Raw genomic sequence first — 23,668 nt, 5'->3', positions numbered from 1 at the left:
ATGTTTGTTATAGTATAAATATATTCCAGAAGTTGGAGAGAGATGCTTATAATATGCACCAAAGAGTACATGATAAAGTATGACTATATCAATGTCCTCTTCTCCAAAAGAAGAGGATTAATAATCAGATTTATGTTGTATTATAGGCAAAAGATAATTATTTTATCCACCCACCCACGATGTCTTCGAGGATTTTTGTGAGCTTTTCCGGATCGTGACGGACATAATCACCATTCGTATGTACAAGGTCACGATCGATTATTTTATATCATTTTTTCTCAAAGAGTGAATAATCTTTGATTTTAAGAGGCTTCTTGTTTTCCTCAGCACGGTATTTCTCGACCACTTCATCAGAGATATAGCCGTTGTTCACGATGACATAGTTGAGCTTTCCTGGATCGATATATTTCTCGATCGTATTGATAAAATCAATCACTTCCATATTGGTGGTCTCACCGCGTTTTGTCATCGCATTGCATATGTAGATGATTTTTGCACTACTGGCGCTCAGTGCCTCACGCATTCCGACAGAGAGAAGATTCGGGACAATACTCGTATAGAGATCTCCAGGCCCGATGATGATATAGTCAGCATTCATGATAGCTTCACGAGCACGAGGATTGAGATTCCCTTCTGCACCTTCGAGCCAAGCATCGACGATATTCTGGTCGATGTTATGTGACCGTTCGAATACGTTTTTATCTGAGACGTCGATATTTTTCTCCCCCACGACGACGGCTCCATCTTCGAAGCGAACAGCAAGATTCACATCCTCGAGTGTCACAGGAATCACACGTCCGCGAACGTCGAACATTTCTCCCATAGTATCGATAGCCTTTTCTACATCTCCTCCAGAAATATCCGTGAGAGCAGTGAAGAGGATATTTCCGATTTTATTACTTCCGATGACTCATTCTTCTCACTTGAAACTGTATTCGAAAAGTTTTCTCACGATTTCTGTATTTCCTGCCAGTGCCGCGATAGCACGGCGAAAATCTCCAGGAGGGAGGATACCATATTTGTCACGAATGAGTCCGGCAGTTCCACCATTGTCTGCAACGGAGATGATGGCTGAGATGTTGAATTCTGGATTTCGCTTGATTCCGTAGAGAACATTGAATGTTCCAGCTCCACCACCGATAGCAACGATATTAGTCATTTGAAGGAAGTTTAAATTTTTTGCTTTTTTGGACGAAAACTATACGATTATAGTGTTTTTATTTTTTTATCAACTTCTCTATGACACCAGGATTTATTATTTTTCTCTTGATTGTGATTGCTGTCATGATTCCTGCCTTTATCCGCAAGATCAATCAGGGTGAGGTTGGGCTTCGAGAATTCCTCGGAAAATATACGGATACGGTTGGGCCTGGAATATTTTTCCTCATTCCTGGTATCCAAGCTGTAAAACGTGTTGACATTCGTGAACAAGTTGTCACAGTTCCTGAACAGCAGATTATCACCAAGGATAATGTCGGAATGGCAGTAGATGGAGTTATCTATGTCCAGATTATCGATCCATATCAGGCGACCTATGACATCAACAATGTCTTCATGGCGGTCGTGAACCTCGCGCAGACCAATCTCCGTAGTGTGCTCGGTACAATGTCTCTCGATGAGACACTCTCGAATCGTGAGATTATCAATGGACGACTTCTCGAATCTCTCGATCGTGAGACGGGAAAATGGGGAATCAAGGTGCTCCGTGTCGAGATCAAGCGTCTCGATCCACCAGATGATATTCAGAATGCTATGAGTAAACAGATGAAGGCAGAACGTGAGAAACGTGCACAAATTCTCGAAGCAGAAGGATACAAACAGTCTCTCATCACAAAATCAGAAGGTGATAAGCAATCAAAAATCCTTCAGGCAGAAGGGGAACGTGAGTCTCAGATTCTCCGTGCTCAGGGTGAAGCGAATGCGAAGATTGCTATCGCAGAAGCCGAAGCGAAGCGCATGGAACTCGAGTCCAATGCTGCGGTAGAGTTCTTCAAGTGAGCTGCAGTGACAAAGGAACAGCTCAAAGTAATCGAAGGAGCTCTCGGACAAAATACAAAATATATTCTCGATTCTGATATTCTTGCTGGGGTGTCGAAAATCTTCGGAGGAGCGAAATAGCTATAAATGATGAATATAAATAAATTACTCTTTTGTCATTCTCGCTTGCGAGAATCCCTTCCTGACAATAAAGAGATCCTCCTACGGAGGATGACAAAATTTTAATTCTCTACAGTTTTCATTTATAATTTCTAATTTTATAGTATGTCTATTCTCTATTTTTGGATTGCAGCGGCTATCATTTTTCTCATCATAGAAATGGTAACGACTACATTCTATGGTCTTTCTCTCGCTATTGCGAGTGCGTTTGTGGCGGGATTGGTGTATTTTCTTGGAGATACGACCTTCACTATTCTTCAGGGAATTGTATTTGCGATTTTGAGTCTTATCTTTGCTTTTGTACTCCCGAAACTTCTCTCTCCTCAAGATCCGCATATGCCACAAGGAGCTGATCAATATATGGGTCAAGTTCGCACTATCAAGAAAGTCAGCGGTGAATGGAAGGTGACTCTCGATGGAGTTGATTATCTGATTGAGTCAGAAGACGATCTTTCTGCTGGCGATAAAGTCGAGATTACTGGGCATCATGGTGTGACAATGCGTGTGAAAAAGAAATAATCCATAAAAGTTTCTGTCATGAAAAAAATCGATCAAAGAAAAGTTCATATCCTGAAGCTCATCGTCGAAGAATATATCAAGACTGGAGAAATTACGGGCTCAAAGTCACTTCTTGCAAAACATGATCTTCAGGTATCATCTGCAACAGTCCGCAATGATATGGCTTCCCTCGAGAAAATGGGACTCATTTTCCAGCCCTACAATAGTGCTGGACGACTTCCGACGACTCGTGGACTTCGAGTTTTTGTGGATTATCTGATGGAGGCGATGCCTGCCGTATTTCTCGAAGCAGAAGAAGAATATGCTCGAAAAGTCGAGAATAACCGCATCGATGATGCCCTCTATGCTCTCGTATCTCGATTGACGAAAATCACGGGTGAGATTACGTTCGCGTGCATTCCTTCTCTTGGTGCTTCGTATTATCTCGGACTTTCGAATTATTTCGATAGAAATAAAGGAGTCATTGGCGAAGAAATGTATCAAGTGATCAAATTTCTCGAAAATAAACATCAATTTCTCGATATTCTCTCAGAACTGGAGATTACCAATCGTATTTCTGTCTTCATCGGGGAAGAGAATATTCTTCCAGAACTCGAGAGTTCGACCATGATAGTGAAGAAAATTGAAATCGGGGAATATGAAGGATATCTCGGAATTCTTGGTTCGACGAAGATGGACTATGCATTCAATATCACGGCGCTGAGACAAGTATTATAAAAATTTGCTTTTCTGAAGCCTTTCTATATACTCCATTTGTTTTGACTCGTGTATTTTCGGGTTTTGACATTTTTTATCTCAAAATACTGTAATTCCTACAATATGGATCATAAAGAAAAGAAATCCCTCATGGAAGGGTTCGCTACGCACAAGGGCGATACTGGTTCTCCAGAAGTTCAGGTTGCTATTCTCACTTCTCGTATCGAGAACTTGAAGAATCACCTCGAGACTCACAAGCAAGACAATCACTCTCGTCGCGGTATCGTGATGATGGTAGCAAAACGTCGAAAACTTCTTGATTACCTCAAGAAGAAGGAAGAATCTCGCTATCTCGCTCTTATCGAGAAGCTCGGACTCCGAAAATAATTACCAAAAACCCTCGTTCGAGGGTTTTATTTTTGTCATCTCGTAATGAAATGAAGAAATCTCTCTCCGCTGTATTAAAGCTTCTCAAAATATATTTGAAAGAGATTCCTCACTCCGTTCGGAATGACAAAATGATATGAAGAGTTGTATTCTTTCCAAAAATTCCTAAAATCCCTTTATTCGTAAAGGGATTTTTTCTATGCGTTCATACAAAACTCAACTTCCATTTCCATTCTATCCGAAAGAATATTTCTCTCATGCACTTATTGTAGTAGCAGTGATTGTATCTGTACTTGGATTTCTATTTCCAGGTATTGTATCGTTATTTGGATTTCATCATATTTCTCTTTCTGGAGATGGAATGATTCTATTTATTGGGCAGTTATTTCTCTATCAGTTTCTTCATGGAAGCATCTTGCATATTCTTTTCAATTCCTATTTTCTCTACCAGGCATGACCAGAAGTGGAGACTCGCATGAGTAAGGGGCGATTCCAACTCTTCTTTCTTCTCAATACGATTTTCGTTGCTGCGGCGCTCTGGTTCTTCGCTCCATATTCTCTCACGATTGGTATCTCGGGATTCTGTATGGCGATCCTCTCGTATCTCTGGATTGATCTCCATACGGCACATCATCCGATGGCGAATCAGATTCTCGTCATGCTCGTTCTGAATATTGCTATCGGATTCATGGGAAATATTAGTTTCGTCGGACACTTTTTCGGTGCAGTTTTTGGGCTTATATGGTGGTACTTTCGGAAGAAACAATGGTAGAAAATATTGGATGGTCGACTATCTCGAGAAGTTCAGGAAAGGGGAGGAAATATTTTCTATAGTTTCTCATAGCTCATGGATATTCACTTCTCCATCCTATTTTTTGAAGTTTTAGGAGAAATTGCATTTTGTCGAATGCTTTTGCGAATTGTGCATCGATACTTTCTCCTTCTGCATATTCTTGCCAAGCTTCACGGTCGCTCGGGTTTGAAATCAGAAGTGTCATTGCCCATTCCTCACGAACATGCTTCACATGAGCATCGATGCGTCGTGGATCGGTATCTCCCGTGAGAATCTCAGGAATATCATGTACTTCGAGGAGATGGACGACTCGGAGAGGATTTCATCCATATTGCTCGATGATATGAGAATATTTGCGTGCGAGCTCTATACTTTCCCTGGTATGATCTAGAACAGATTCTTCTTCTTGGATTTCAGGATCTTTTGTCCAGACTCTTTGTACATCTGATAAAAATTTCTCAAGAGCGAGAATTGATTCGGAAGATTGATGAATATTGTTAAGTTGATTGAACTGCTCAAGAAACATAAGAATTATTTATTTGTTTCTGAACTATATTCCAATTCTTCTCTTGCAGTTAGTATATCATGTTGGAATTCTTTCCAACCGTTTTTTAGAAGTCTGTGTGCAAGATGTATTTTTTGACTGATTGCTTGAGGTCAAAATCCTATTTCTTCTTTTATTGCATTTAAACTTTCTCTTCATTGTATGATAAGTCCAATAGCCCTGAGTCAAATATATTGATGGTCTTGGACTTTTATATTACAAGTGTTTTTAGGAATTGTTTTGTATCTTTCCGTGAAAATATCAAAAGCATGGATAAGTATTTCTCTGTCTGTATCTTTTCCTCATAAGAAAGGCTCTACAACATGAGGTGGTATTCAGAATAATTCACAAGTGGCCTCTAATCAAGTTCTTTTCTTTCATAGTAATGTTGCAATTTGTTGTGATTGATATCAGAGAAAACCTGATCTGTAAGTGAGACAGAGGGGTCATCCTTCTCAGTAACCTCGAGGATTCTGCAAGTAGTATCTGGACATATGTTAAAGCGTTATTTTAATATAAAATAATAAAATAACTATATTTGTCAATTTAATAATTTTTCCTCGAACATCCTGATTCCTTCCAGTGTTTTCGGATATTTCGAGATATCAGGAAAGTCGAGATTCTGGATTTTCGATATCACTGCGATGATGAGTCTCTTTGTCCGCTCAATCTCTCCTTGTTGGATATACTCGACAACACGGTGGAATCGATCTTCATCACGATTTTTCTCGACGAAGAAGAGTTCATATCGCTTGTTCTGGAACATACGCCAGCGAGGAGAGAGTTCGAACAAGATCGCATAGAAACAGAGTTGGAGACGATATTTCCATTGCTTGATCTTCTCATATTCTGCTCCGCGCCCATCAAAAGTATCGAATCCACTTCCAGTCTTGTAGTCAGTGATGATGAGAGAATCGTCAGGAAGCCGCTCGATACGGTCGATTTTTCCTGTGAGTTGGATGGCATTGGTTTCATCCACTGGCAAGAATGTTCCACCATGTGCCGCACGGAAATCATATTCGAGAAAGAGTTCTCCATAGGATTGTCCCGTGATTTCCGAGTAGAGCGATTCGAGGTTTTCTTTTCCCCGTGCGAGATAGGTTTCTTCGGTTTTTCGGTCGAATCCTTCCTTTCTCAGATATGTTTCGAACGATTCGAAGAGGATTTCTTTCTTGTAGGTTTTCTTGCCCGCGTAGTCGGTGAAGAAATCTTCGAGTGCCTTATGCATCGCAGAACCATAGGTGGCGGATATATTTTTTGCCTGGGGGAAACGGAGGAGGGAATTCGAGACGAAATATTCTGGTCCAGCATCGGCAACATTCAGGAAGTTCTGGAGTGCTGTGGCATTCATGACGAAGAGTTTCTCGATACGGTCGCGAAGAAAGTCTTGTTCTTCGCCGAGATAGGGAAGTGCAAACAACTCTTTTTTCTCGATTTCGAGTGTTTCCGTGAGGCTCGTGAGTGGTGTGGTCGTGGACTCTTCCCAGTCAGTACTTTCGACTTCGATACAAGCAAGTGGCTCGAGAGATTTCTCACTGATACTCTCCTCGGAATAGGTGATAGTGAGTGCATCCTTCGCACGAGTGAAGGCAGTATAGATAAGCCGCTCGATATCACTATCATCATCCCGATCGGCTTCGAGTGGGAGATTTTTCGGAAGAGTTGATCCAGAAATCTTCCCAGATTTGTATTCTCTCGTATGGATGCATGGCACGTAGACATATTCCCATTCGAGTCATTTTGCTTTGTAGACCGTGATGAGATTGACAGCATTGGATTCATCACCAATGATGTGGGAGACTTCTATCTGGATATCGTACTTCTCGATGAGATCGAGGATTTCTATAGCATCATGGAGCGTGAGATAATTCTTGCCATTCTTGTAACTGCGGACATTTTCTATGAATGCTCGCATGTTCGCCAGATGACGTGAATAGAGTATATCTCATCAATTATGGTTCGATATATGTCCGAAAAAGTGAGAATACAGAGGTGAAATGTATTCTTCTTTTTCTCCAGAGAACATATCGATCTGGAGTGGATTTTTCTTTCCTTCATCATCGTAGTCATCAGGAAGTGAGAGTTGATTCGCACCAGTGATATAGTCGATAATATCTTCGAGTCGTTCGGTGTACGCTCTCTGAGAAAGCTCCTTCAGAAAATTCCCTATATTTCGTATCTTTTCATCTTCATGGTTTGCGAGGGTTTCGATCCAGGATTTCGTCGTATCTTTTCGAGCATGGTAGATAGTCTTGGATATATTCCAGAGAATGAGACGATTGATGGCGAAACACGAATGAGAAATGATACTCACGAGAAGTTCAGCATTTTCCTCCCGATAACTTCCTTCGAGAGTATCGAGAAGCTTCAAAATATTGAGGATGAGGATGATAATCTCATTGTCGAAAATAGATTCATCCTTCGAGAGATTGACACTGATATTTTTCTCGAGTAGTCATTTTGCTATGAGTTCGAGCGTTTTATTCTTCTTCGTAATCACAGCAATTTCGTTCGGATGGATTCCAGAAGTGGTTTTTGATGCAATATCATCGATGATCCATGAGATTTCTTCGAGTTCATTCTTGAATTTCCTTTTTCTGACACTACCGCCAGTTTCTCGAATAGCTTCGAATTTTTTCACTGCTCCTTCGAAGATATTTCATATATCGTTCATTTCTGATTTGATAACTGAACGACTTGCATGAATAATCTCTTCTTTCGAACGATAGTTTTTCTCGAGGATAATCAGTCGAGTATCTGGATAATTATCGTGAAAATCGCGGATATTTTTCGTATTAGCTCACTGGAACTTGTAGATGGACTGATCATCATCACCAACAGCGAAAATATTCGGATTCTCGGTATTAACTGAGAGGATTCCGTTGATGAGTCGCATCTGAGCTTCATTGGTGTCCTGGAATTCATCGATCATGATGAATTGGTAGGTCTCTGCGAGACTCATGCGGACAATATCATTCTCTTCGATGAGGCTGATAGCTTCGAGGATCATATCAGAGAAGTCGATGAGTCATTTTTCCTTCAGAGTATTCTGATACAGTTCGAAAATATCAGCGAGAGCGAGTTGTTTCTCGAGCTTGCTGGTTTCCTTGAGTTCACGGATATTTTTGTAGTTCTTCTGTGTCCAAGTATCGCGCCAAGCGTTCATGAACTTCGTGCTGTTATCTCATTCGTATAGTTCCCATGCTTCACCGAGACTTCGCGAAAATACTGTTTCGAATCGTTCATAATTTCCTATATTTTTCTCTGATTCGGACAATTGTTGAACCTTTTCTGTGAATAATTGGAAAAGTTCGATCTTTTTCGCCTTTTCTTCTTTCTTTTGTCCGAGGCTATCTATCTGACTCCAATATTCGCTGATGATAGGGTTTATCTGCTCTATAGTACGACGATTGAGCTCAAGAATCACTCGATAAAATGCAGGAGTAATTCCTCATTTCTTGAGATTTCCGATATTTCCGAGGACTTCCTTGATCGTATCACTGGCACGAAATCCTGGCTTGTACGGATTATCCCATGAGAGTCACTCGAGAATATGGTCGAGAATCCGTGAAGATTCAATCATATCTACAGGCTTGGCGTCAGTGTATTCCTTCGAGAGATACCGAAAACGATTGATAACTTCATTCCCGAAACTGTGGAACGTATGAATCGCAACACGATATGCATCCTGGCCAATCATGCTCGCAAGGCGTTCTCGCATGTTCTTGGTAGCATTTTCTGTGAATGTGAGACAGAGGATATTCGATGGGAGGTAGTCTGTCGTCTGAAGGATATTGGCTATACGAGCTGCGAGAAGTTGTGTTTTCCCACTTCCAGGTCAGGCAATCACGAGCACAGGTCAATAGATGGTTTCGACTGCTTCGAGTTGTTTTTCATTCAGAGAAGCGAGGATGTCAGAGAAGGATTTTTGCATGCATCCAATTGTACAAAAAAACTCGAGCAAGTCGAGAAAATTATATATAATTATTAAAAAGTAAAAATATTATTTGACAATACAGAGAGAGAGAATAAGATAAAGAAGTTTATTAGACTATTCTTCCATCTATGAATACATCGCAAGGTTATCTCTGAAGTTATGAAACTCAAAACAAGGGTGTGTATATAAGAGATTTTAGTGGAAAAAATTGTGGAGAATTATCTGCAAGTCCACATGTCGTAGAAAATTATTTACAAATTCAAGAATCTTTTTATACAGAAAGGGAAGCTAAGTGAGAATATGTTAGCAAAATGACAGGAAGATATAAAGAAACAGCGAATAAAATAAGACAAGAGTTGGTTGATGTGCTTTCTGATGTAGATAACTTCTCTCGGCTGCAGCATCACGGTGCTCATTTTACAGAGTGAATGGTAGTAAACTATTTTCTATGACTTCCTAAAATTGATATTCGAGATACTGATAATTCGCTGTGAGATTCTTGGATAAATAATATGGAATCTCTTGTTGATAGCGCGAATGCTATACTTGAATGGGCACAGAAAAATGCAGAAGGCCCAGTAAGTGTAATCTAATTATAATCGTTCCCTTCGTAAGTGTATCTATAGAAATTTTAAAATAGTATCCGTCTCTTTGGCGGATATTTTTTGTTCTTCCTCTTCTTTTTCCTTTACTTCTGCGCTGATTTTATCTGCATTTTTGTAGGCTTCTTGCATTTTTCTGATTTGTGCTTTTGTGAGCGGTATTTTCGCGTGATGTCCGCTCGGTGGTGCGAAGTCTCAGTATCACATAAGTGAGTAGATTAGTTATCTAGAAAAGAGAAAAGTTAGACTGTCTCAATAATTCCACCCAGTTTCGCGATTTTTCCGATAATGTCTTCATAGCCACGCTCGATATATTCGACATTCGTGATGGTTGTCTCTCCTCGAGCAATCATCGCCGCGAGAATCATAGTGACTCAAGCTCGGAGATCCCAGCTCGAAACCGTTGCACCTCTGAGGTGTGTTTTTCCGAATATGAGCGCTTCGTGTGGATTCATGATGGCAATATGTCACTTCATCTTCTCTATCTCGATGAGCCAATTGAGTCGACCTTCGAAGAGGACTTCATGGATACGTGACATGCCATCTGCTTGTGTGAGGAGGAGAGCAAAAGGGGATTGGAGATCTGTCGGAAAACCAGGATAGACATTCGTCTGGAGATTGGCGCATCGAAGACTCGAACGAGAATTGTAGACGGTGATGATATCTTTTTCTTGATCGAGATCGAAGCGCACTCCGATATCTTCACACTTGCCGAGAAATGCAGTGAGGTCGCTGATTCTCGCATGTTCGATTTTCACTGATGGTTCAGCGGTGAGTGCCCCGAGTACCACAAAAGTTCCACTTTCGATATAGTCTGAGATGACCGTTGCTTCTGCAGTATCTGGAATAGTTCCGATTCCTTCGATTCTGATGTGATGATCATAGGTAACCTCGATATTCACGCCAACACTTCGGAGAAAATCAATGAGACAGATAACGTGTGGTTCGATGGCACCGAGTTCGATAGTCGTTTTTCCTATACGGAATGCTGCCATCATGAGAATATTCTCTGTGGCAGTCACAGCGAAATTCCCGCGAATAGTGATATCTTTCCCATGATCTTCTCACTGGAATGCGATATTTTCACCTTCACCCATATTCTCATAACCATAGGTTGAGAAAGCAGTGAGATGTTCGTCGATAGGGCGTTTTCCGATATTGCAACCACCTGGATAAGGAATCTCGAGTCCACCGAATCGCTTGAGAAGTGGTGGAAAAAGAAATATTCCAACGCGAATTTTTTTGATTTTCTCGCGATCGAGTCAATGAACACTCATATGTGTGGTATCGAGTGTGAGTATTCCATTATCATGGAAGTCGACTTTGACTCCGAGTGATTCGATGATAGAGAGAAATGTGTGAACATCTCCAATATGTGGAACATTATGGAGGGTGAAATGTTTGAAAAAGAGTCCACAGGCAATGAGCGGAAGTGCTGCATTTTTAGAGCCAGATATTTTTACGGTGCCAGCGAGATTTTGAGGGCCAGAGATTTTGAGCATCGATAAATAGAGAAAGTCTCCTTATTCTATGAAAATAGAGAAGACTTGCAATTTTTTTCAGATATTCCGTTTATTTGTAATAATTATGGTTCAATAAATGAACAATTACAATTCATTGACTCGATATCAGATTCCACGGATTGTTTCTATTTCGATAGAGTTTCCGATTTTTTTCCGGAGATTTTTGATATGCGTATCGATCGTTCGATCATAGATATATTGATCGTATCCAATAATATCCTTCATGAGCGATTCTCGCTTGATGATTCCTTTGCTATTTTTCATGAAATATTCGAGAAGTGCAAATTCTGTTTTTGTGAGTCGTAGTTCCTCTCCATCTACTGATGCTATGTGTGTTTTTGCGTCGAGTGTGATATTACCAAGCATGATTGACTTTCATGATGGTTTTTGTTCTTTTTTCATTTCGCTTCGCTTGATGACCGCATGAATGCGGGCGACGAGTTCCCGTGCAGAGAATGGTTTGGAAACATAGTCATCGGCACCAAGATCCAGAAGTGTGACTTTATCGTCTTCGCTTTCTCGTGCAGAAAGAATAATGATAGGTATTGTACTGATTTCACGTATTTCCCGACAAACATCAATACCATTTTTTCCAGGAAGATTGATATCGAGAACAATAACCACCGGTTTTTCTTGGCGGAATGTATCGAGCGCATTTATGCCATTTTTGCATGTCGCGATATTGAAGCCAGATTGTTCTAGATACATCGAAAGAGGAGTGAGGATTCCCTCATCGTCTTCTATGAGAAGAATTGTGTTTGTGCTCATTGGGAAAGGAAGAGTAAAGACTGGGGATGATTGTATATGAGAGTTCCCAAAAATCAAATACTCTTAGACTGAATGAAGAGAAATGTGCAAGGAAAAATACTTCCATTATTCTCCATTTCTTGCTATGATAAAGGAACTATTACTGCTTGATTTTCGAGAGAATTTCCTATAATCTTCACACGAAATTTACAGTTTCATTTCATAATACAATCGTCTCTATGCTCAATCAGTTCACCGAAGAATACAAAAATATCATGCTCGCAGCCGAGAATCGCGCGAAACAATTTGGCTATTCTGAGATTCTTCCAGAAGATGTTATTATTCAGATAGCTCATATCCAAGAAGGGAACATATTCGATCTTTTTGCGAGTTTTGGACTCAATGACAAAATTGTAATCGATGTTCTTTCTCGTCCTCCTTTTGTGCATGAAGATGGAATCCGTGATGGGCAATATATTGGTATCTCTTCACGAGTGAAAGAGTTGATTGTCATGAGCATGAAAGTAGCGGCTAGTTTTCAGAAATCGCAAGCCAGTGTGGAAGACTTTCTTTTGGCACTCTTTCGTATTCAGGGAGAAAATTGGTTTTATCAATTTCTGGATTTTGTGGGTATTTCTCCGAAAGACTTCGAGAACCAGTTGATGGAGATAAATAAACTCATCGCATGATCTTCTATAAAGGAAAAGTGAGAAGGAGAGAATGGAATATTCGGCCCCATTGATGATATTGTGAAAATGCTCGAAGAAAGTATGGGTTCGAGTAATATTCCAAATACGGATAATAATGGTTCAAAAAATGCACAGAATCCGTTTTCTCATAATAAACCGCAAGATAAGAAAGATTCCAAGACTCCAGCACTCGATTTCTTCGGGATGGATCTGACACAAAATGCGCGTGAAGGAAAGGTGGATCCTATTATCGGTCGTGAGACAGAAATAGAGCGTCTGATTAGTATTCTGAACCGAAAAACGAAGAATAATCCATGTCTTGTCGGAGATCCTGGAGTGGGGAAAACGGCTGTTGTAGAGGGGCTTGCTCTCCGTATTGCAGAAGGGAAAGTACCATTTGCTATGCAAGGAAAACGAGTCGTATCAATCGATATGTCGCTCATGGTTGCGGGTACGAAGTATCGTGGGGAATTCGAAGGACGTTTGAAACAAGTGATTGATGAGGCTTCGAAGCTCGAAAATGAGATTATTCTTTTTATCGATGAGATTCATACGATTATTGGTGCTGGAGGATCAGAAGGAACACTCGATGCAGCCAATATTTTGAAGCCTGCTATGGCACGCGGACAGATTTGTCTCATCGGTGCTACCACTCTTTCAGAATACCAGAAATATATCGAAAAGGATTCTGCACTCGAACGTCGATTCCAGAAGATTGATGTTCCAGAACCAGATTTCGATACTGCGGTCGAAGTGATTCATTGACTGAAGACAACATTTGAGGAATTTCATAACCTCGTTATCGAAGATGATGCGATTCTGGATGCAGTTGCTCTCTCGAATCGTTATATCACAGAGCGATTCCTTCCAGATAAGGCGATTGATCTCATCGATGAAGCATGTAGTGCGAAGAGTATGACCTATAGTTTCGACACTTCTGAGGTAGAAGAAATCAAAGAAAAAATCCAAGACCTCCAGAAAGATATTGAGTCGTTCCTCATTTCTCAACAGTATCAGAAAGCGCTTGCAAAACGAAAAGAACTCGAAAAGCTCACACAAGAAATCGAAACAAAAAAGAAAAAACGAGTGATTCCGCACAAGAATCGTCTTCATATCACATCGGCAGATGTTCAGCGTGTGATTCATCAGATGACGGGAGTTCCGCTCAAGAATCTCGAAAAAGAAGATCTCTCGAAGCTCCGAGGACTTGCTCCAGCAATCAAAAAGCGCATTGTCGGTCAAGATGAGGCGATTGATTCTATTGTGAGTTCATTGAAGCGTTCCCGCGTTGGAATATCGAACCCTAATCGTCCGATTTGATCATTTCTTTTTCTTGGACCAACGGGAGTAGGGAAGACAGAGCTTGTGAAAGTGCTTGCAGAAGAATTTTTCGGTGATGAGAAAGCTCTCATAAAAATCGATATGAGTGAATATCAGGATAAGTCGAGCGCATCGAAGCTTATCGGTACTACAGCGGGATATGTCGGATATGAGGAGGGTGGACTTCTCACAGAAAAAGTCCGCAGAAAACCGTATTCAATTGTGCTGTTTGATGAGATTGAGAAGGGGAATTTCGATATCTACAATCTCCTTCTTCAGATTCTCGAAGATGGTGCTATCTCTGATGGAAAAGGACGACTCGTGAACTTCAAGAATACGATTGTCATCATGACTTCGAATATTGGTTCAGAAGAGTTCAACAATGAAGCTGCAAAAATCGGGTTCAATACTTCCGAGAGCGATGAGAAAAAGATTATTTCGGATTATGCTGGGATTCGTGAACGTGTTCTGAAACAGCTTCCTGATACCTTTGCTCCGGAATTTCTGAACCGTATTGATAAGACTGTTGTATTTTCTCCACTCGACAAAAAGGTACTCAAGTCGATCGTTCTACTTCAACTAGATGACCTTGTTTCTCGACTCGATACTATTGGAATCACTCTCGTATACGACGCGAAAGCGGTGACTCACATTGTCTCAGAGACGTACAATCCAGAATATGGAGCACGTCCAGTGAGACGCTATATTCAGGACAAAATCGAAGATGCTATTGCGGATGAGCTCGTCGACAAGAAGCGAAAAAAGAAAGTACAACTTTCCGTTGAGAAAAAAGCATTGAAGTTCAGTTGGGAATAATTGTTATACTTTTTTGTACAGAAATATCCTCTCTCAGTAGAGGATATTTTATATCCACACAATAAATTTGACATTTCGTAACAATTAGTATTATGAATGAAATTTATTCACTCAAAGATTTATATTATGTTGCGAAGAATTCTTTTTACCGCTCTTCTTTTTCTCGGGATTACGTTTACACTTGATACAAGTTTTGCATCTTCTGGTGAGGTTTCTGCTGTTACGAATTGCAATGGTACACAGATTGTTCGTACTGAAGTTGGTCAACTCCAGATTCTTCATGTCGAAAAAAATCTTCCTGGTTGTGTCGGTACAAGAACAGCAGAGGCAACAGAAAATATTCCATCTTCAACTGTTTCATCAGTTCAGACAGAAGCTGTTTCGGTAGAATCTATTTCTTCTGCATCAACAGCAACTGTCATCACGAATTGTAACGGGAATCGTATCACACGAGAAAATGGGACATCAACTCTTACGCATGTCGAGAAAAATCTTCCTGGTTGTGTAGGGCGTGCATTTGCTGCTTCGGGTACTACTTTTGACCCAAAAAATGGTCCAGCCTTCGATATTCGTTCCACGGACATCACGAATTATCGTACACTTCAGATGCAGAACAAAGGAATCCGATATGTGAATCCAACTCGAAGTGTGAAGATGCGCGCATCTGGAAGTATGTTAGCTCAAGTGAAGGCATACTTGATGAAAAATGATGCAGTGGTTGTATCATGAAAGGAAACTGGTTGGGTCAAATCACAAGGTGCAACAGCGGAAGTGACAGATACAAAATCGAATACAGTCATTGCTGAAACAGGAGGAAAAGCTCTCGGATACATCGCTGCGAAATATCTCCGCCTTCCGAATGCAAGTGATCTCGTTCGTATTGGTCAGGCAGATCAGGCATACTGGAGTGATGTTGCTCATGTGAATGTTGCTCATCTCGTGAATGTTCGTGAACATCCATGGTATGGATCAAAAATCAAATTTGTTCTCTCAAATAAAACAAATCTCTACGTTGTCTCTACGGTTGATAATTGGTCAGAAGTTATTTCTGATGATCGTACGATTCATGGATTCATTCGTTCTGACTTCATCGTTGTCGATAAGGCTCAACGAGTTGATCGATAAAAATATAATCATAAATCCTCTTCTGCCTTTTGGAAGGGGATTTTTTTGCATTTTTTCCAAGAGTTTGCTACAATAGAATCATCTTAATTATCATTCCATGTCTGCAAAAATTGATGAACTCTATATTTTCGATGGATTCTCGAAAGAGGAAATTACGTATTTTCTACTCATGAGTCAGACACAGTATGTAAAGACTGGGGAACGAATTCTCTCTGTCGGAGATACATCCAATGGCTGTGCATATTATATCAACAATGGCTCTGTTCGTATCATCAAGTGAGGACAGGAAATCGCAACTCTCGGTACTGGAGCGTTCTTTGGTGAGATTGCGCTTATTACCGATGAACCACGTGATGCGACAGTAGAGGCAGTAGAGGATACGGAATTACAAGTGTTTTTGAAAGATGACTTTTTCACGCTTTTGCAGCGTTCTCGACATGGTGCAGAACTTCAGGCTGAGATTCTCCGAAGAGTACGCCAAAAAGTAAAAGAATAATCATATAAAAAACCTTCAGAAATACACTGAAGGTTTTTTTGGTTCTCTATTTTTCTAGTTCCAGTCGCTATACGTTCCGACAATAGTCATTTCTTCAGGGATGATGATTTCTATATTTCTTCTCGGAAATGAATATGGGACGCGTGATTGAAAGTCAGATCATGAAGCATTCTCGATCGTAAGGATATTTCCAGAAAGTGTATACACGAGTGGATTGATTTTCTCGATGATTTCTTGTGCACTTCTCTGATTCTGCGACTGGATTGTCGTAGTGCTTCGAATAGAAATTCCTTTTCTGTTTGCTTCTTTTCGTATCATCAACCTCTCTTCCATATCGAGTCGATGATGCATATTATATCAGTTATCCAGATTATTGAGAATTTCGAGAGTGTTTCCCGTGAAGTTAAGCATTTGTTCTTGGATAACATTCTCACTCCACATATACTTCTGGAAAGTCTCAAAACCTCCTGCAGCGAGAAGGATAAATCCAATCCCAGAAAGCAAAGTGACCATCATCCATCACATTTTCCCGAAGAGATTTTTCCCGATAATACTACCAAATATTGCTATCACTACGACGAGTGAGAGAACAGTGAGAAGTGGCGCAGCGATGAGTAGGGAATCAGGTATGATGGCAGGGAAGTATTGGTTCTCGAATTCTATGCCACCAGAGAGGAGAAATCCGGAAACAATCACTCCTCACACAAAACATCCAGCGAGACCGAGTCCGATCAGTCCAAAAACAATAATGAGAAATAAACGGAAAATTCATCGAAATGAAGTTCCGACCAACGAGACGAGTTGATCGATGATTCCTCTTTTTGCCTCAGTTTTTTCTTTTGACGTTGGTTTTGTTCCGTTTGGTAATAAGAAGGCAAGCGCGAGGTAGATGATTATTCCCGCTCCCCATGCAATCGTGAAAAAAATGAATCCAAGACGTACCCAGAGTACATCGATCTCGAAAAAGTCTCCTATTCCAGCACACACTCAAAAAATAATTCATTTTTCTGTATTTCTTTCGAGCTGTTTTTTTCGAAATGGTGTTTTCTGGTGTTTTGTTTCTTCATTGCTCGATTCGGGAAATATATCTTCAGGTTCACCGATGTCATTCACGATTTTGATAACATCCGCATCTTTTAGAGTTGTCTCATTTTTCTCGAGTTGAGACAATTTTTCTACGAGACGTTCCGTGATATCATCGAGATAATTCTGAGATATATCATGCATCTCGATATAGGATTTTAGGCGTTTGATATAGGATTCGAGAAAATCTTTTGAAGTTTCAGAGGTTTCGAATGATTTTCAGGAGAGATGAAAAGTTGCCATAAATAGGTAATTATTGAGTAATAGTATTGACTGCTTCGGATAATTCATTCCATATATGTTTCATGAGGATATGAGTTTCGCGACCATTTTCCGTCAGTCGGAAGTATTTTCTCGGAGGTCAAGAAGCAGACTCTACCCAATAATATGAGATGAGTCCATCGTCTTTGAGACGAGAAAGAAGCGGATAAAGCGTTCATTCGACAACGAGGAGCTTGTTTTTTTTCAGGATTTCGAGTATGTCTGACGCATAGGATTCACCTTTTCCAATAATAGAAAGTATCATATATTCGAGGATACCTTTTCGCATTTGGGTGGTGATTTTGAGCGTTTCTTCCTTTTGAGGCATAGATTATTAGTTACATAGTACTATGTACTGCAAGGTAGTATATAAGAAATGATAGATGATGCAAGTTTTTCTCGAAAAATTATAAAAAATTCCCCGAAGAAGGGGAATTTTCTAGAGTCCAAGATGTGATTTATATATATTTAGTACATTCCCATTCCGCCCATACCTCCCATTCCACCACCTGGAGGCATTGCTGGTTCCTCCTTTTTCGGAGCATCGACGATGAGTGCCTCAGTCGTGAGGAACATTCCCGCGATAGAGATAGAATTTTCGAGAGCGGAACGTTCTACCTTGGTTGGATCAATGATACCTGCCTTCACGAGATCTTTGTATTCATCCATTGCTGCATCATATCCATAGTGTGCATCACCATTTTTCAAGATCTCATTTACGACGACAGCACCTTCTTTTCCAGCATTGTCGGCAATCTGGCGAACTGGATAGGTGAGTGCGCGAGCGACGATATCAGCTCCGACTTTTTCTTCGCGAGAGAATTTCGCAGTTTCGAGGACTTTCGATGCCTTCAGAAGTGCGACTCCACCACCAGCGACAATACCTTCATCGACGGCAGCCTTGGTAGCATTGAGCGCATCTTCGATACGGAGTTTTTTCTCCTTCATCTCGACTTCACTCGCAGCCCCGACCTTGATTACCGCGATTCCACCAGCAAGTTTCGCGACACGTTCTGCGAGTTTTTCTTTATCGTAGTCCGATTTTGTGATAGATATCTGGTTACGAATCTCATTCACACGAGCATTGATGAGATGCTTGTCACCACCTCCACCGATGATGGTCGTATTGTCCTTGGTTGAGACAACTGCCTTCGCATGACCGAGGTGTTCGATAGACGCATTTTCGAGTTTGTATCCCGTCTCTTCAGTGATGAGCGTTGCACCAGTGAGAACAGCGAGATCCCTGAGCATTTCTTTTTTTCTGTCACCAAAACCTGGAGCCTTGATACCGAGAACGGTGAGAACTCCCTTGAGCTTGTTGAGGATAATTCCCGTGAGTGCTTCTCCATCGATATCATCCGCGATGATAACGAGTTCGCGTTTTCCACTCTGCGCGAGGGATTCGAGGACTCCGAGGATATCCTTGAGACTTGAGATCTTCTTGTCGGTGATGAGGATAGCAGCATCATTGATGCGTCCTTCCATCTTTTCACCGTCCGTGATCATATACGGAGAGATATACCCATTATCGAACTTCATACCTTCAGTCACTTCGACTTCGAGACCGAAAGTTTTCCCTTCTTCAACGGTGATGACACCATCTTTTCCGACTTTTTCCATCGCATCAGCAATGATTTTTCCTACTTCATGATCCTGAGCAGAAATAGTGGCTACTTGTTCAATTTCTTCCTGAGTATTGAGCGTCTTGCTCATATTCGCGAGTTCGGCTACAACGAGGGAACCTGCTTTTTTCATACCGTTCTTGAGCTCGATCGCATTGATACCCGAGCGGATCTCACGAAGTCCTTCCTTCACCATCGCGTAGGTGAGAAGGGTAGCAGTAGAAGTTCCGTCACCAGCTGCATCGTTCGTTCGGCTCGCTGCTTCCTTGATGAGATCAGCACCCATATTCTCGACTTTGTCTTCGAGTTCGATCTCTTTCGCTATCGTGACACCATCGTTGGTTACCTGTGGTGCACCGTATGATTTCGAGAAAATAACATTGCGACCCTTGGGTCCGATCGTTGCGACAACCGTTTTCGCAACTTTCTCCATACCGGAGAACATCTGGAGACGAGCTTCATCTCCGAAGTGAATTTGTTTTGACATAATAGAATTTATGGTTATATTTTAAATTATATTTTCTTAATCTAAATTACATGGCTCGTAATTTCTTTAGTGAATTTTCTTGTACAGACTGTATTGGGAATCATAATGATAATTGTCAGATGAATCCACCTACATTGGTATGATTTTCCAAGAATGGGGAACATACTTTTGGTTATCCTAAATTATCTGATAATTGACCCTGTGCTCAATGAATATGCAAGAAAACAGGAAGGAAATTCATCGATATATTTTTGGAAAGAAAAAACTAGTTTATTTTCGCCAAAATATACTCAAATGCTACAATCTTATACGTAGTATCTCCGATTTTCACATCATCACCAGAGTATTGTCCGCTGATAACCCGATCTCACTTCTTGAGGTCGGTTTTTATTTCGACACCATTCTTGTCGGTGCGACCTGGGCCAACAGCGATAACCTCGTAGAGAGATGGGCGTTCCTTGTTTGCTGAGTCAGGAAGGATTATACCTGACGCGGTTACCTTGTCCGCCTCGACGGGCTTCAGGAGGACACGGTCGGAGAGTGGGGTGATCTTTTCGATCATGTCATGAGAGAGGCTCATAATAAATAGAAAAGTTAAAAAGTAAGAAGAGTATAAAAGAAAAACTAATTTCTCAAAAAGATTAAAAAATTAGCACGTACATATTATACGTGCTGGATTATTTGTCAAAAGTTTTTTTGGAGTTTTCTATACTTGATGCATAGTACTACTCTCGATGGATGGAATCTCGACACCAATCATAGAAAGGAATTTTTCCATATGTTCGATGTCTCGAATTTGTTGTTCATGACGTTCCTTTTTTGCAGTCTTGGTATGGAACTTGTAGCGAGTGAGAAGTGTGTATACGAATTGCCAGTAGGCACCATCAGAGATATCTACACGACCGATTGTCCTGATTTCTTCGAGAAGTCGCTGAGAGAAATAAAATTCATGTTTTGTTCCGATATTGTCGAGATCGGCATCTTGGATGATCTTTTCGAGGTGTGTTTTTGGTTCAGAGAAGAGAACCGTTGCCATGATAAGACCTTCGATTTTTTCGATTCTTTTTTCTGGGTGTCCGTGAGATTCGAGCCAACGACGAGCAATTCTTGCACCGATAAACTCATTTTTGTTGTATTGTTCTGTGAAGCCAGTGTCATGAAAAAGACAAGCAAGCTGAAGATCTTCGAAATCTTCCCCTTCGATATTTTCTGCAAGTGCGAGATATGTAGCACGTTCATAGACTCAGAGTGTATGAGCAGGATTATGATATGGGTAATATTCACATTTTCGGAGAATATCGAGAACATACGAACGAGCTTGGTTGATGAATTGCATAGTGTGCAAGTTTTTAGAGAATATATTCTGGACAAATAAAGACTGTAACGTTTCCTACATGAAATGCTATAATCATGCCCTGATAGCAATGACTCTATCATATTTCCTTTTTTCTTGCAAAAAAGAGAAGTTTTTTTATAATCCGCACACAAAAGGCATATAATGCATAGTCATAGTAGAAAAATGACATAATTCTTCTATTTGCTGTTATAATTTATAATTCATAATTCTTTATGAAGCTCACTCTCCGTATCGGACTTATCGTTCTTCTGACACTTGCATCAGGACTCTATCTTTTTCCTTGGGATAATTATGGAATGTCTACCCCGAGTTTTATCAAACCATACAAATATGGTCTCGATCTTCATGGTGGTGTGGAGCTCGATTACAAGGTCGATCTTTCCCTCGTGAAGGAGGCGAATAAGAACGCAAAAACGACAGTGAATGAAACGAGTGTTGTCGATTCACTGAAGACTATCATCGATAAGCGTGTAAACAGTCTTGGTCTCGCTGAACCAACGATTCAAACAGCGAATTATGGTGGAGAATCTCATATTATTGTTCAGATTCCGACACAGGATTATGGAAATATTTCTGAAGAAGAAAAACAGAAAAAGAGCGCGGATGATATTGCACGAGCAAAAGACACTATCGGAAAAGTCGTGCAACTCGAGTTCCGCGAGGAGAAAAAAGAAATCACTGAAGCAGATCGTGCAGAACGAAAAACTCTTGCGGACAATATTCTTCTCGAACTTCAGAAAAGTCCATTTGCGACTGTAGGTGCGAAGTATCGTGACCAATATGAGAATGTCGGGTTCTTTATCGGAACAGGTTCTGATCTACCTTCTGAAGCACGATTCGATGGATATGAATCTATTGCCCAATTTCCACATCGTACTGGAGTTGTCACAACTCTCACGAATGAACGATATGGAACTGGTTCTGACGGGAATCTCACAAAAATCGGAGATCCTGGATATGCTGTCGTCGAACTTTATGGCATTACGAGTGAATCTGGAAGTACAAAGAAGGAATATTCTTATGGAGTGATTTTCGTAGATCAGCGTCCAAGTGAGTGGACTCCAGCGAAAACTGCTGATGGAAAAGTACTCAATGATAAATATCTTACTCGTGCTGGTATTTCCTTTACTCAGGCAGGAAAGCCTCAAGTAGATCTCATCTTCAATGATGAAGGAAAGAAAATTTTTGCAGAACTCACAAAACGTCTCATCGGAAAGCCTATTGCTATCTTCGTTGGTGGGCAACTGCTCACAGCTCCAACAGTTCAGTCGGTGATTCCTGATGGACGTGCAGTTATCACTGGTGATTATACGATTGCTTCGGCACAAGAACTCGCGAACAATATCACCACTGGTATCGTTCCAGCTCCGATTTATCTCACTTCTGAGCGAACGATAGATGCAAAAATCGGACAAAATGCACTGCATGAGATTCTTATAGCAGGTCTTATCGGACTGGCTGCAATCGTAGTGTTTCTCACGATTTTCTACCATGTTTCTGGACTTCTTGCTGGCATAGCATTGGTGATATATTCACTCATTCTCGTCGCTCTTATCAAAGCGTTCGGAGTGGTTCTCACTCTTGCTTCTATTGCTGGTGTGATTCTCTCTATTGGTCTTGCTATCGATGCGAATATTCTCATTTTTGAGCGTATGAAGGAAGCTCTTCGTGAAGGTCATACTCTCGAAAAGTCAGTCATTCTTGGTTTCGACAAATCGTGGACAGCTATCTGGGATTCACATATCACATCTTTCACTTCTGCCGTGATTCTCTATATGTTCGGAATTTCCCTCATCAAGGGTTTTGGTCTGATGCTCGGTCTTGGTATCCTCCTCTCACTCTTTACAGCCATGTGGGTGTCTCGTATTCTCATACTTGCAGTTGGTCGTACAGGACTTGGGAAAAATGCAAATCTCTTCGTAGGACTCAAGAAATAGTTGATAAAATACATCTTTCTTATAAAATCAGGTGAATAACCTGATTTTATTGTATGTTAAGAAGGATTCTTTTTATTGAACATAGTTCGGAACAAGAACAATCATTTATCAAGAGAATGGAATTCATTGTGAACAGATGATGACCGGTAGATGAATGGGTAATGGGATTATATAGAAAAGAAATTTTGAAGAGATATTTATTTGCATGTAATGAATGAGAATTATATCTTGCTCTGGAAAAGATGATTCTGGAACAATATGCAAAATGAGAAGCACAGAAAGTTCATGAAAATCCAAAGATTTCTTGATTAGTACAAGCAAATATACTAAATATCATTACTGTACCTGCTGCAAATGACTCGGATATATGGAACTGAATCGGTAAAGATACTCGTCATATTCTCGAAAAATACTGAATCGGTCTTGCCGATATTTCTATACCATTTTCTCAACTGAATAGTTTGAGTTGGATTTATGATCTGGAACGCGAGCAGAAGCAGGAATTTACTCGGCAAGAGGTTTTGGAAATGATAGCAATAATTCCAGAACTTCTCAAAATTCAACTCTAAA

23 protein-coding genes are annotated in these 23,668 nt (G+C 40.6%); 11 read left to right on the top strand and 12 right to left on the bottom strand.

The annotated features are described in order from the left end of the window. Window positions 1-157: 157 nt before the first annotated feature. On the bottom strand, window positions 158-1,159 hold the full coding sequence (locus PHY14_01195; GenBank protein ID MDD2693530.1) for a YvcK family protein: 1,002 nt from the start codon (window positions 1,157-1,159) through the stop codon (window positions 158-160). Window positions 1,160-1,239: 80 nt separating this feature from the next. Here PHY14_01195 and PHY14_01190 point away from each other — a divergent pair, with 80 nt between their 5' ends. From PHY14_01190 to PHY14_01170, 5 genes are all read left to right on the top strand, one after another. Beyond that, window positions 1,240-2,118 (top strand): SPFH/Band 7/PHB domain protein, encoded by an 879-nt coding sequence (locus PHY14_01190; GenBank protein ID MDD2693529.1) that lies wholly within the window; start codon window positions 1,240-1,242, stop codon window positions 2,116-2,118. Between the two features lie 144 nt (window positions 2,119-2,262). Continuing rightward, window positions 2,263-2,676 carry an NfeD family protein gene (locus PHY14_01185; protein MDD2693528.1) on the top strand — a complete coding sequence of 138 codons (414 nt, stop codon included), beginning with the start codon at window positions 2,263-2,265 and terminating at the stop codon, window positions 2,674-2,676. Window positions 2,677-2,694: 18 nt separating this feature from the next. Next, window positions 2,695-3,393, top strand: coding sequence for a hypothetical protein (locus PHY14_01180; protein ID MDD2693527.1), 699 nt, complete (start codon window positions 2,695-2,697; stop codon window positions 3,391-3,393). Between the two features lie 102 nt (window positions 3,394-3,495). Then, entirely contained in the window at window positions 3,496-3,759 is a 264-nt protein-coding gene (gene rpsO, locus PHY14_01175) for a 30S ribosomal protein S15 (protein MDD2693526.1), read from the top strand. 199 nt (window positions 3,760-3,958) lie between these two features. Then, entirely contained in the window at window positions 3,959-4,531 is a 573-nt protein-coding gene (locus PHY14_01170) for a rhomboid family intramembrane serine protease (protein ID MDD2693525.1), read from the top strand. On the opposite strand, the gene PHY14_01165 is transcribed toward PHY14_01170, so the two are convergent. Genes PHY14_01165 through PHY14_01155 form a run of 3 tightly spaced genes read right to left on the bottom strand, consistent with a single transcriptional unit; the run spans window position 4,497 to window position 9,030 of the window. Beyond that, the gene (locus PHY14_01165) at window positions 4,497-5,078 is read right to left on the bottom strand and encodes an HD domain-containing protein (GenBank protein ID MDD2693524.1); all 582 of its coding nucleotides are present in this window, start codon (window positions 5,076-5,078) and stop codon (window positions 4,497-4,499) included. The genes PHY14_01170 and PHY14_01165 overlap by 35 nt on opposite strands. A 5-nt stretch (window positions 5,079-5,083) precedes the next feature. Beyond that, complete coding sequence (locus tag PHY14_01160; protein MDD2693523.1) at window positions 5,084-5,590, bottom strand: hypothetical protein; 507 nt, start codon at window positions 5,588-5,590, stop codon at window positions 5,084-5,086. Window positions 5,591-5,628: 38 nt separating this feature from the next. After that, the gene (locus tag PHY14_01155; GenBank protein ID MDD2693522.1) at window positions 5,629-9,030 is read right to left on the bottom strand and encodes an ATP-dependent DNA helicase; all 3,402 of its coding nucleotides are present in this window, start codon (window positions 9,028-9,030) and stop codon (window positions 5,629-5,631) included. A gap of 131 nt (window positions 9,031-9,161) precedes the next feature. Between PHY14_01155 and PHY14_01150 the strand changes: the two genes are divergently transcribed. Next, entirely contained in the window at window positions 9,162-9,626 is a 465-nt protein-coding gene (locus PHY14_01150) for a hypothetical protein (protein ID MDD2693521.1), read from the top strand. A 27-nt stretch (window positions 9,627-9,653) separates the two neighbouring features. Here the strand turns inward: PHY14_01150 and PHY14_01145 are convergent, their stop codons facing one another. From PHY14_01145 to PHY14_01135, 3 genes are all read right to left on the bottom strand, one after another. Continuing rightward, entirely contained in the window at window positions 9,654-9,842 is a 189-nt protein-coding gene (locus PHY14_01145) for a hypothetical protein (GenBank protein MDD2693520.1), read from the bottom strand. 35 nt (window positions 9,843-9,877) lie between these two features. Beyond that, window positions 9,878-11,137, bottom strand: coding sequence for a UDP-N-acetylglucosamine 1-carboxyvinyltransferase (locus PHY14_01140; protein MDD2693519.1), 1,260 nt, complete (start codon window positions 11,135-11,137; stop codon window positions 9,878-9,880). 105 nt (window positions 11,138-11,242) lie between these two features. Beyond that, window positions 11,243-11,926, bottom strand: a complete 684-nt coding sequence (locus PHY14_01135; protein MDD2693518.1) for a response regulator transcription factor — start codon at window positions 11,924-11,926, stop codon at window positions 11,243-11,245. Between the two features lie 218 nt (window positions 11,927-12,144). Between PHY14_01135 and PHY14_01130 the strand changes: the two genes are divergently transcribed. The 3 genes from PHY14_01130 (at window position 12,145) to PHY14_01120 (ending at window position 16,351) form a co-directional block, all read left to right on the top strand. Continuing rightward, a complete protein-coding gene (locus PHY14_01130; GenBank protein MDD2693517.1) occupies window positions 12,145-14,730 on the top strand; it encodes an ATP-dependent Clp protease ATP-binding subunit in 2,586 nt (861 codons plus the stop codon). A gap of 126 nt (window positions 14,731-14,856) precedes the next feature. Continuing rightward, complete coding sequence (locus PHY14_01125; protein MDD2693516.1) at window positions 14,857-15,855, top strand: hypothetical protein; 999 nt, start codon at window positions 14,857-14,859, stop codon at window positions 15,853-15,855. Between the two features lie 97 nt (window positions 15,856-15,952). Beyond that, window positions 15,953-16,351, top strand: a complete 399-nt coding sequence (locus PHY14_01120) for a cyclic nucleotide-binding domain-containing protein (GenBank protein ID MDD2693515.1) — start codon at window positions 15,953-15,955, stop codon at window positions 16,349-16,351. Between the two features lie 54 nt (window positions 16,352-16,405). Here the strand turns inward: PHY14_01120 and PHY14_01115 are convergent, their stop codons facing one another. The 5 genes from PHY14_01115 to PHY14_01095 form a co-directional block, all read right to left on the bottom strand. Next, on the bottom strand, window positions 16,406-17,677 hold the full coding sequence (locus tag PHY14_01115) for a PspC domain-containing protein (protein ID MDD2693514.1): 1,272 nt from the start codon (window positions 17,675-17,677) through the stop codon (window positions 16,406-16,408). Window positions 17,678-17,687: 10 nt separating this feature from the next. Further along, window positions 17,688-18,023 (bottom strand): PadR family transcriptional regulator, encoded by a 336-nt coding sequence (locus PHY14_01110; protein ID MDD2693513.1) that lies wholly within the window; start codon window positions 18,021-18,023, stop codon window positions 17,688-17,690. A 140-nt stretch (window positions 18,024-18,163) separates the two neighbouring features. Next, window positions 18,164-19,762 carry a chaperonin GroEL gene (gene groL / locus PHY14_01105; protein ID MDD2693512.1) on the bottom strand — a complete coding sequence of 533 codons (1,599 nt, stop codon included), beginning with the start codon at window positions 19,760-19,762 and terminating at the stop codon, window positions 18,164-18,166. Window positions 19,763-20,069: 307 nt separating this feature from the next. Further along, window positions 20,070-20,384 (bottom strand): co-chaperone GroES, encoded by a 315-nt coding sequence (locus tag PHY14_01100; protein MDD2693511.1) that lies wholly within the window; start codon window positions 20,382-20,384, stop codon window positions 20,070-20,072. A gap of 126 nt (window positions 20,385-20,510) precedes the next feature. Continuing rightward, window positions 20,511-21,140 (bottom strand): HD domain-containing protein, encoded by a 630-nt coding sequence (locus tag PHY14_01095; GenBank protein MDD2693510.1) that lies wholly within the window; start codon window positions 21,138-21,140, stop codon window positions 20,511-20,513. Between the two features lie 233 nt (window positions 21,141-21,373). Between PHY14_01095 and secD the strand changes: the two genes are divergently transcribed. Both secD and PHY14_01085 read left to right on the top strand, forming a co-directional pair. Beyond that, window positions 21,374-23,098 carry a protein translocase subunit SecD gene (gene secD, locus PHY14_01090; protein ID MDD2693509.1) on the top strand — a complete coding sequence of 575 codons (1,725 nt, stop codon included), beginning with the start codon at window positions 21,374-21,376 and terminating at the stop codon, window positions 23,096-23,098. A 53-nt stretch (window positions 23,099-23,151) separates the two neighbouring features. Continuing rightward, window positions 23,152-23,667, top strand: coding sequence for a hypothetical protein (locus PHY14_01085; GenBank protein ID MDD2693508.1), 516 nt, complete (start codon window positions 23,152-23,154; stop codon window positions 23,665-23,667). The last annotated feature ends 1 nt before the right edge of the window (window position 23,668 follow it).

It is taken from the genome of Candidatus Gracilibacteria bacterium (genome assembly GCA_028687475.1).
GTDB lineage: Bacteria > Patescibacteriota > Gracilibacteria > BD1-5 > UBA2023 > STC-74.
The sequence above is the reverse complement of the archived record's forward strand: the minus strand, read 5'-3'. Positions and strand labels throughout refer to the sequence as shown.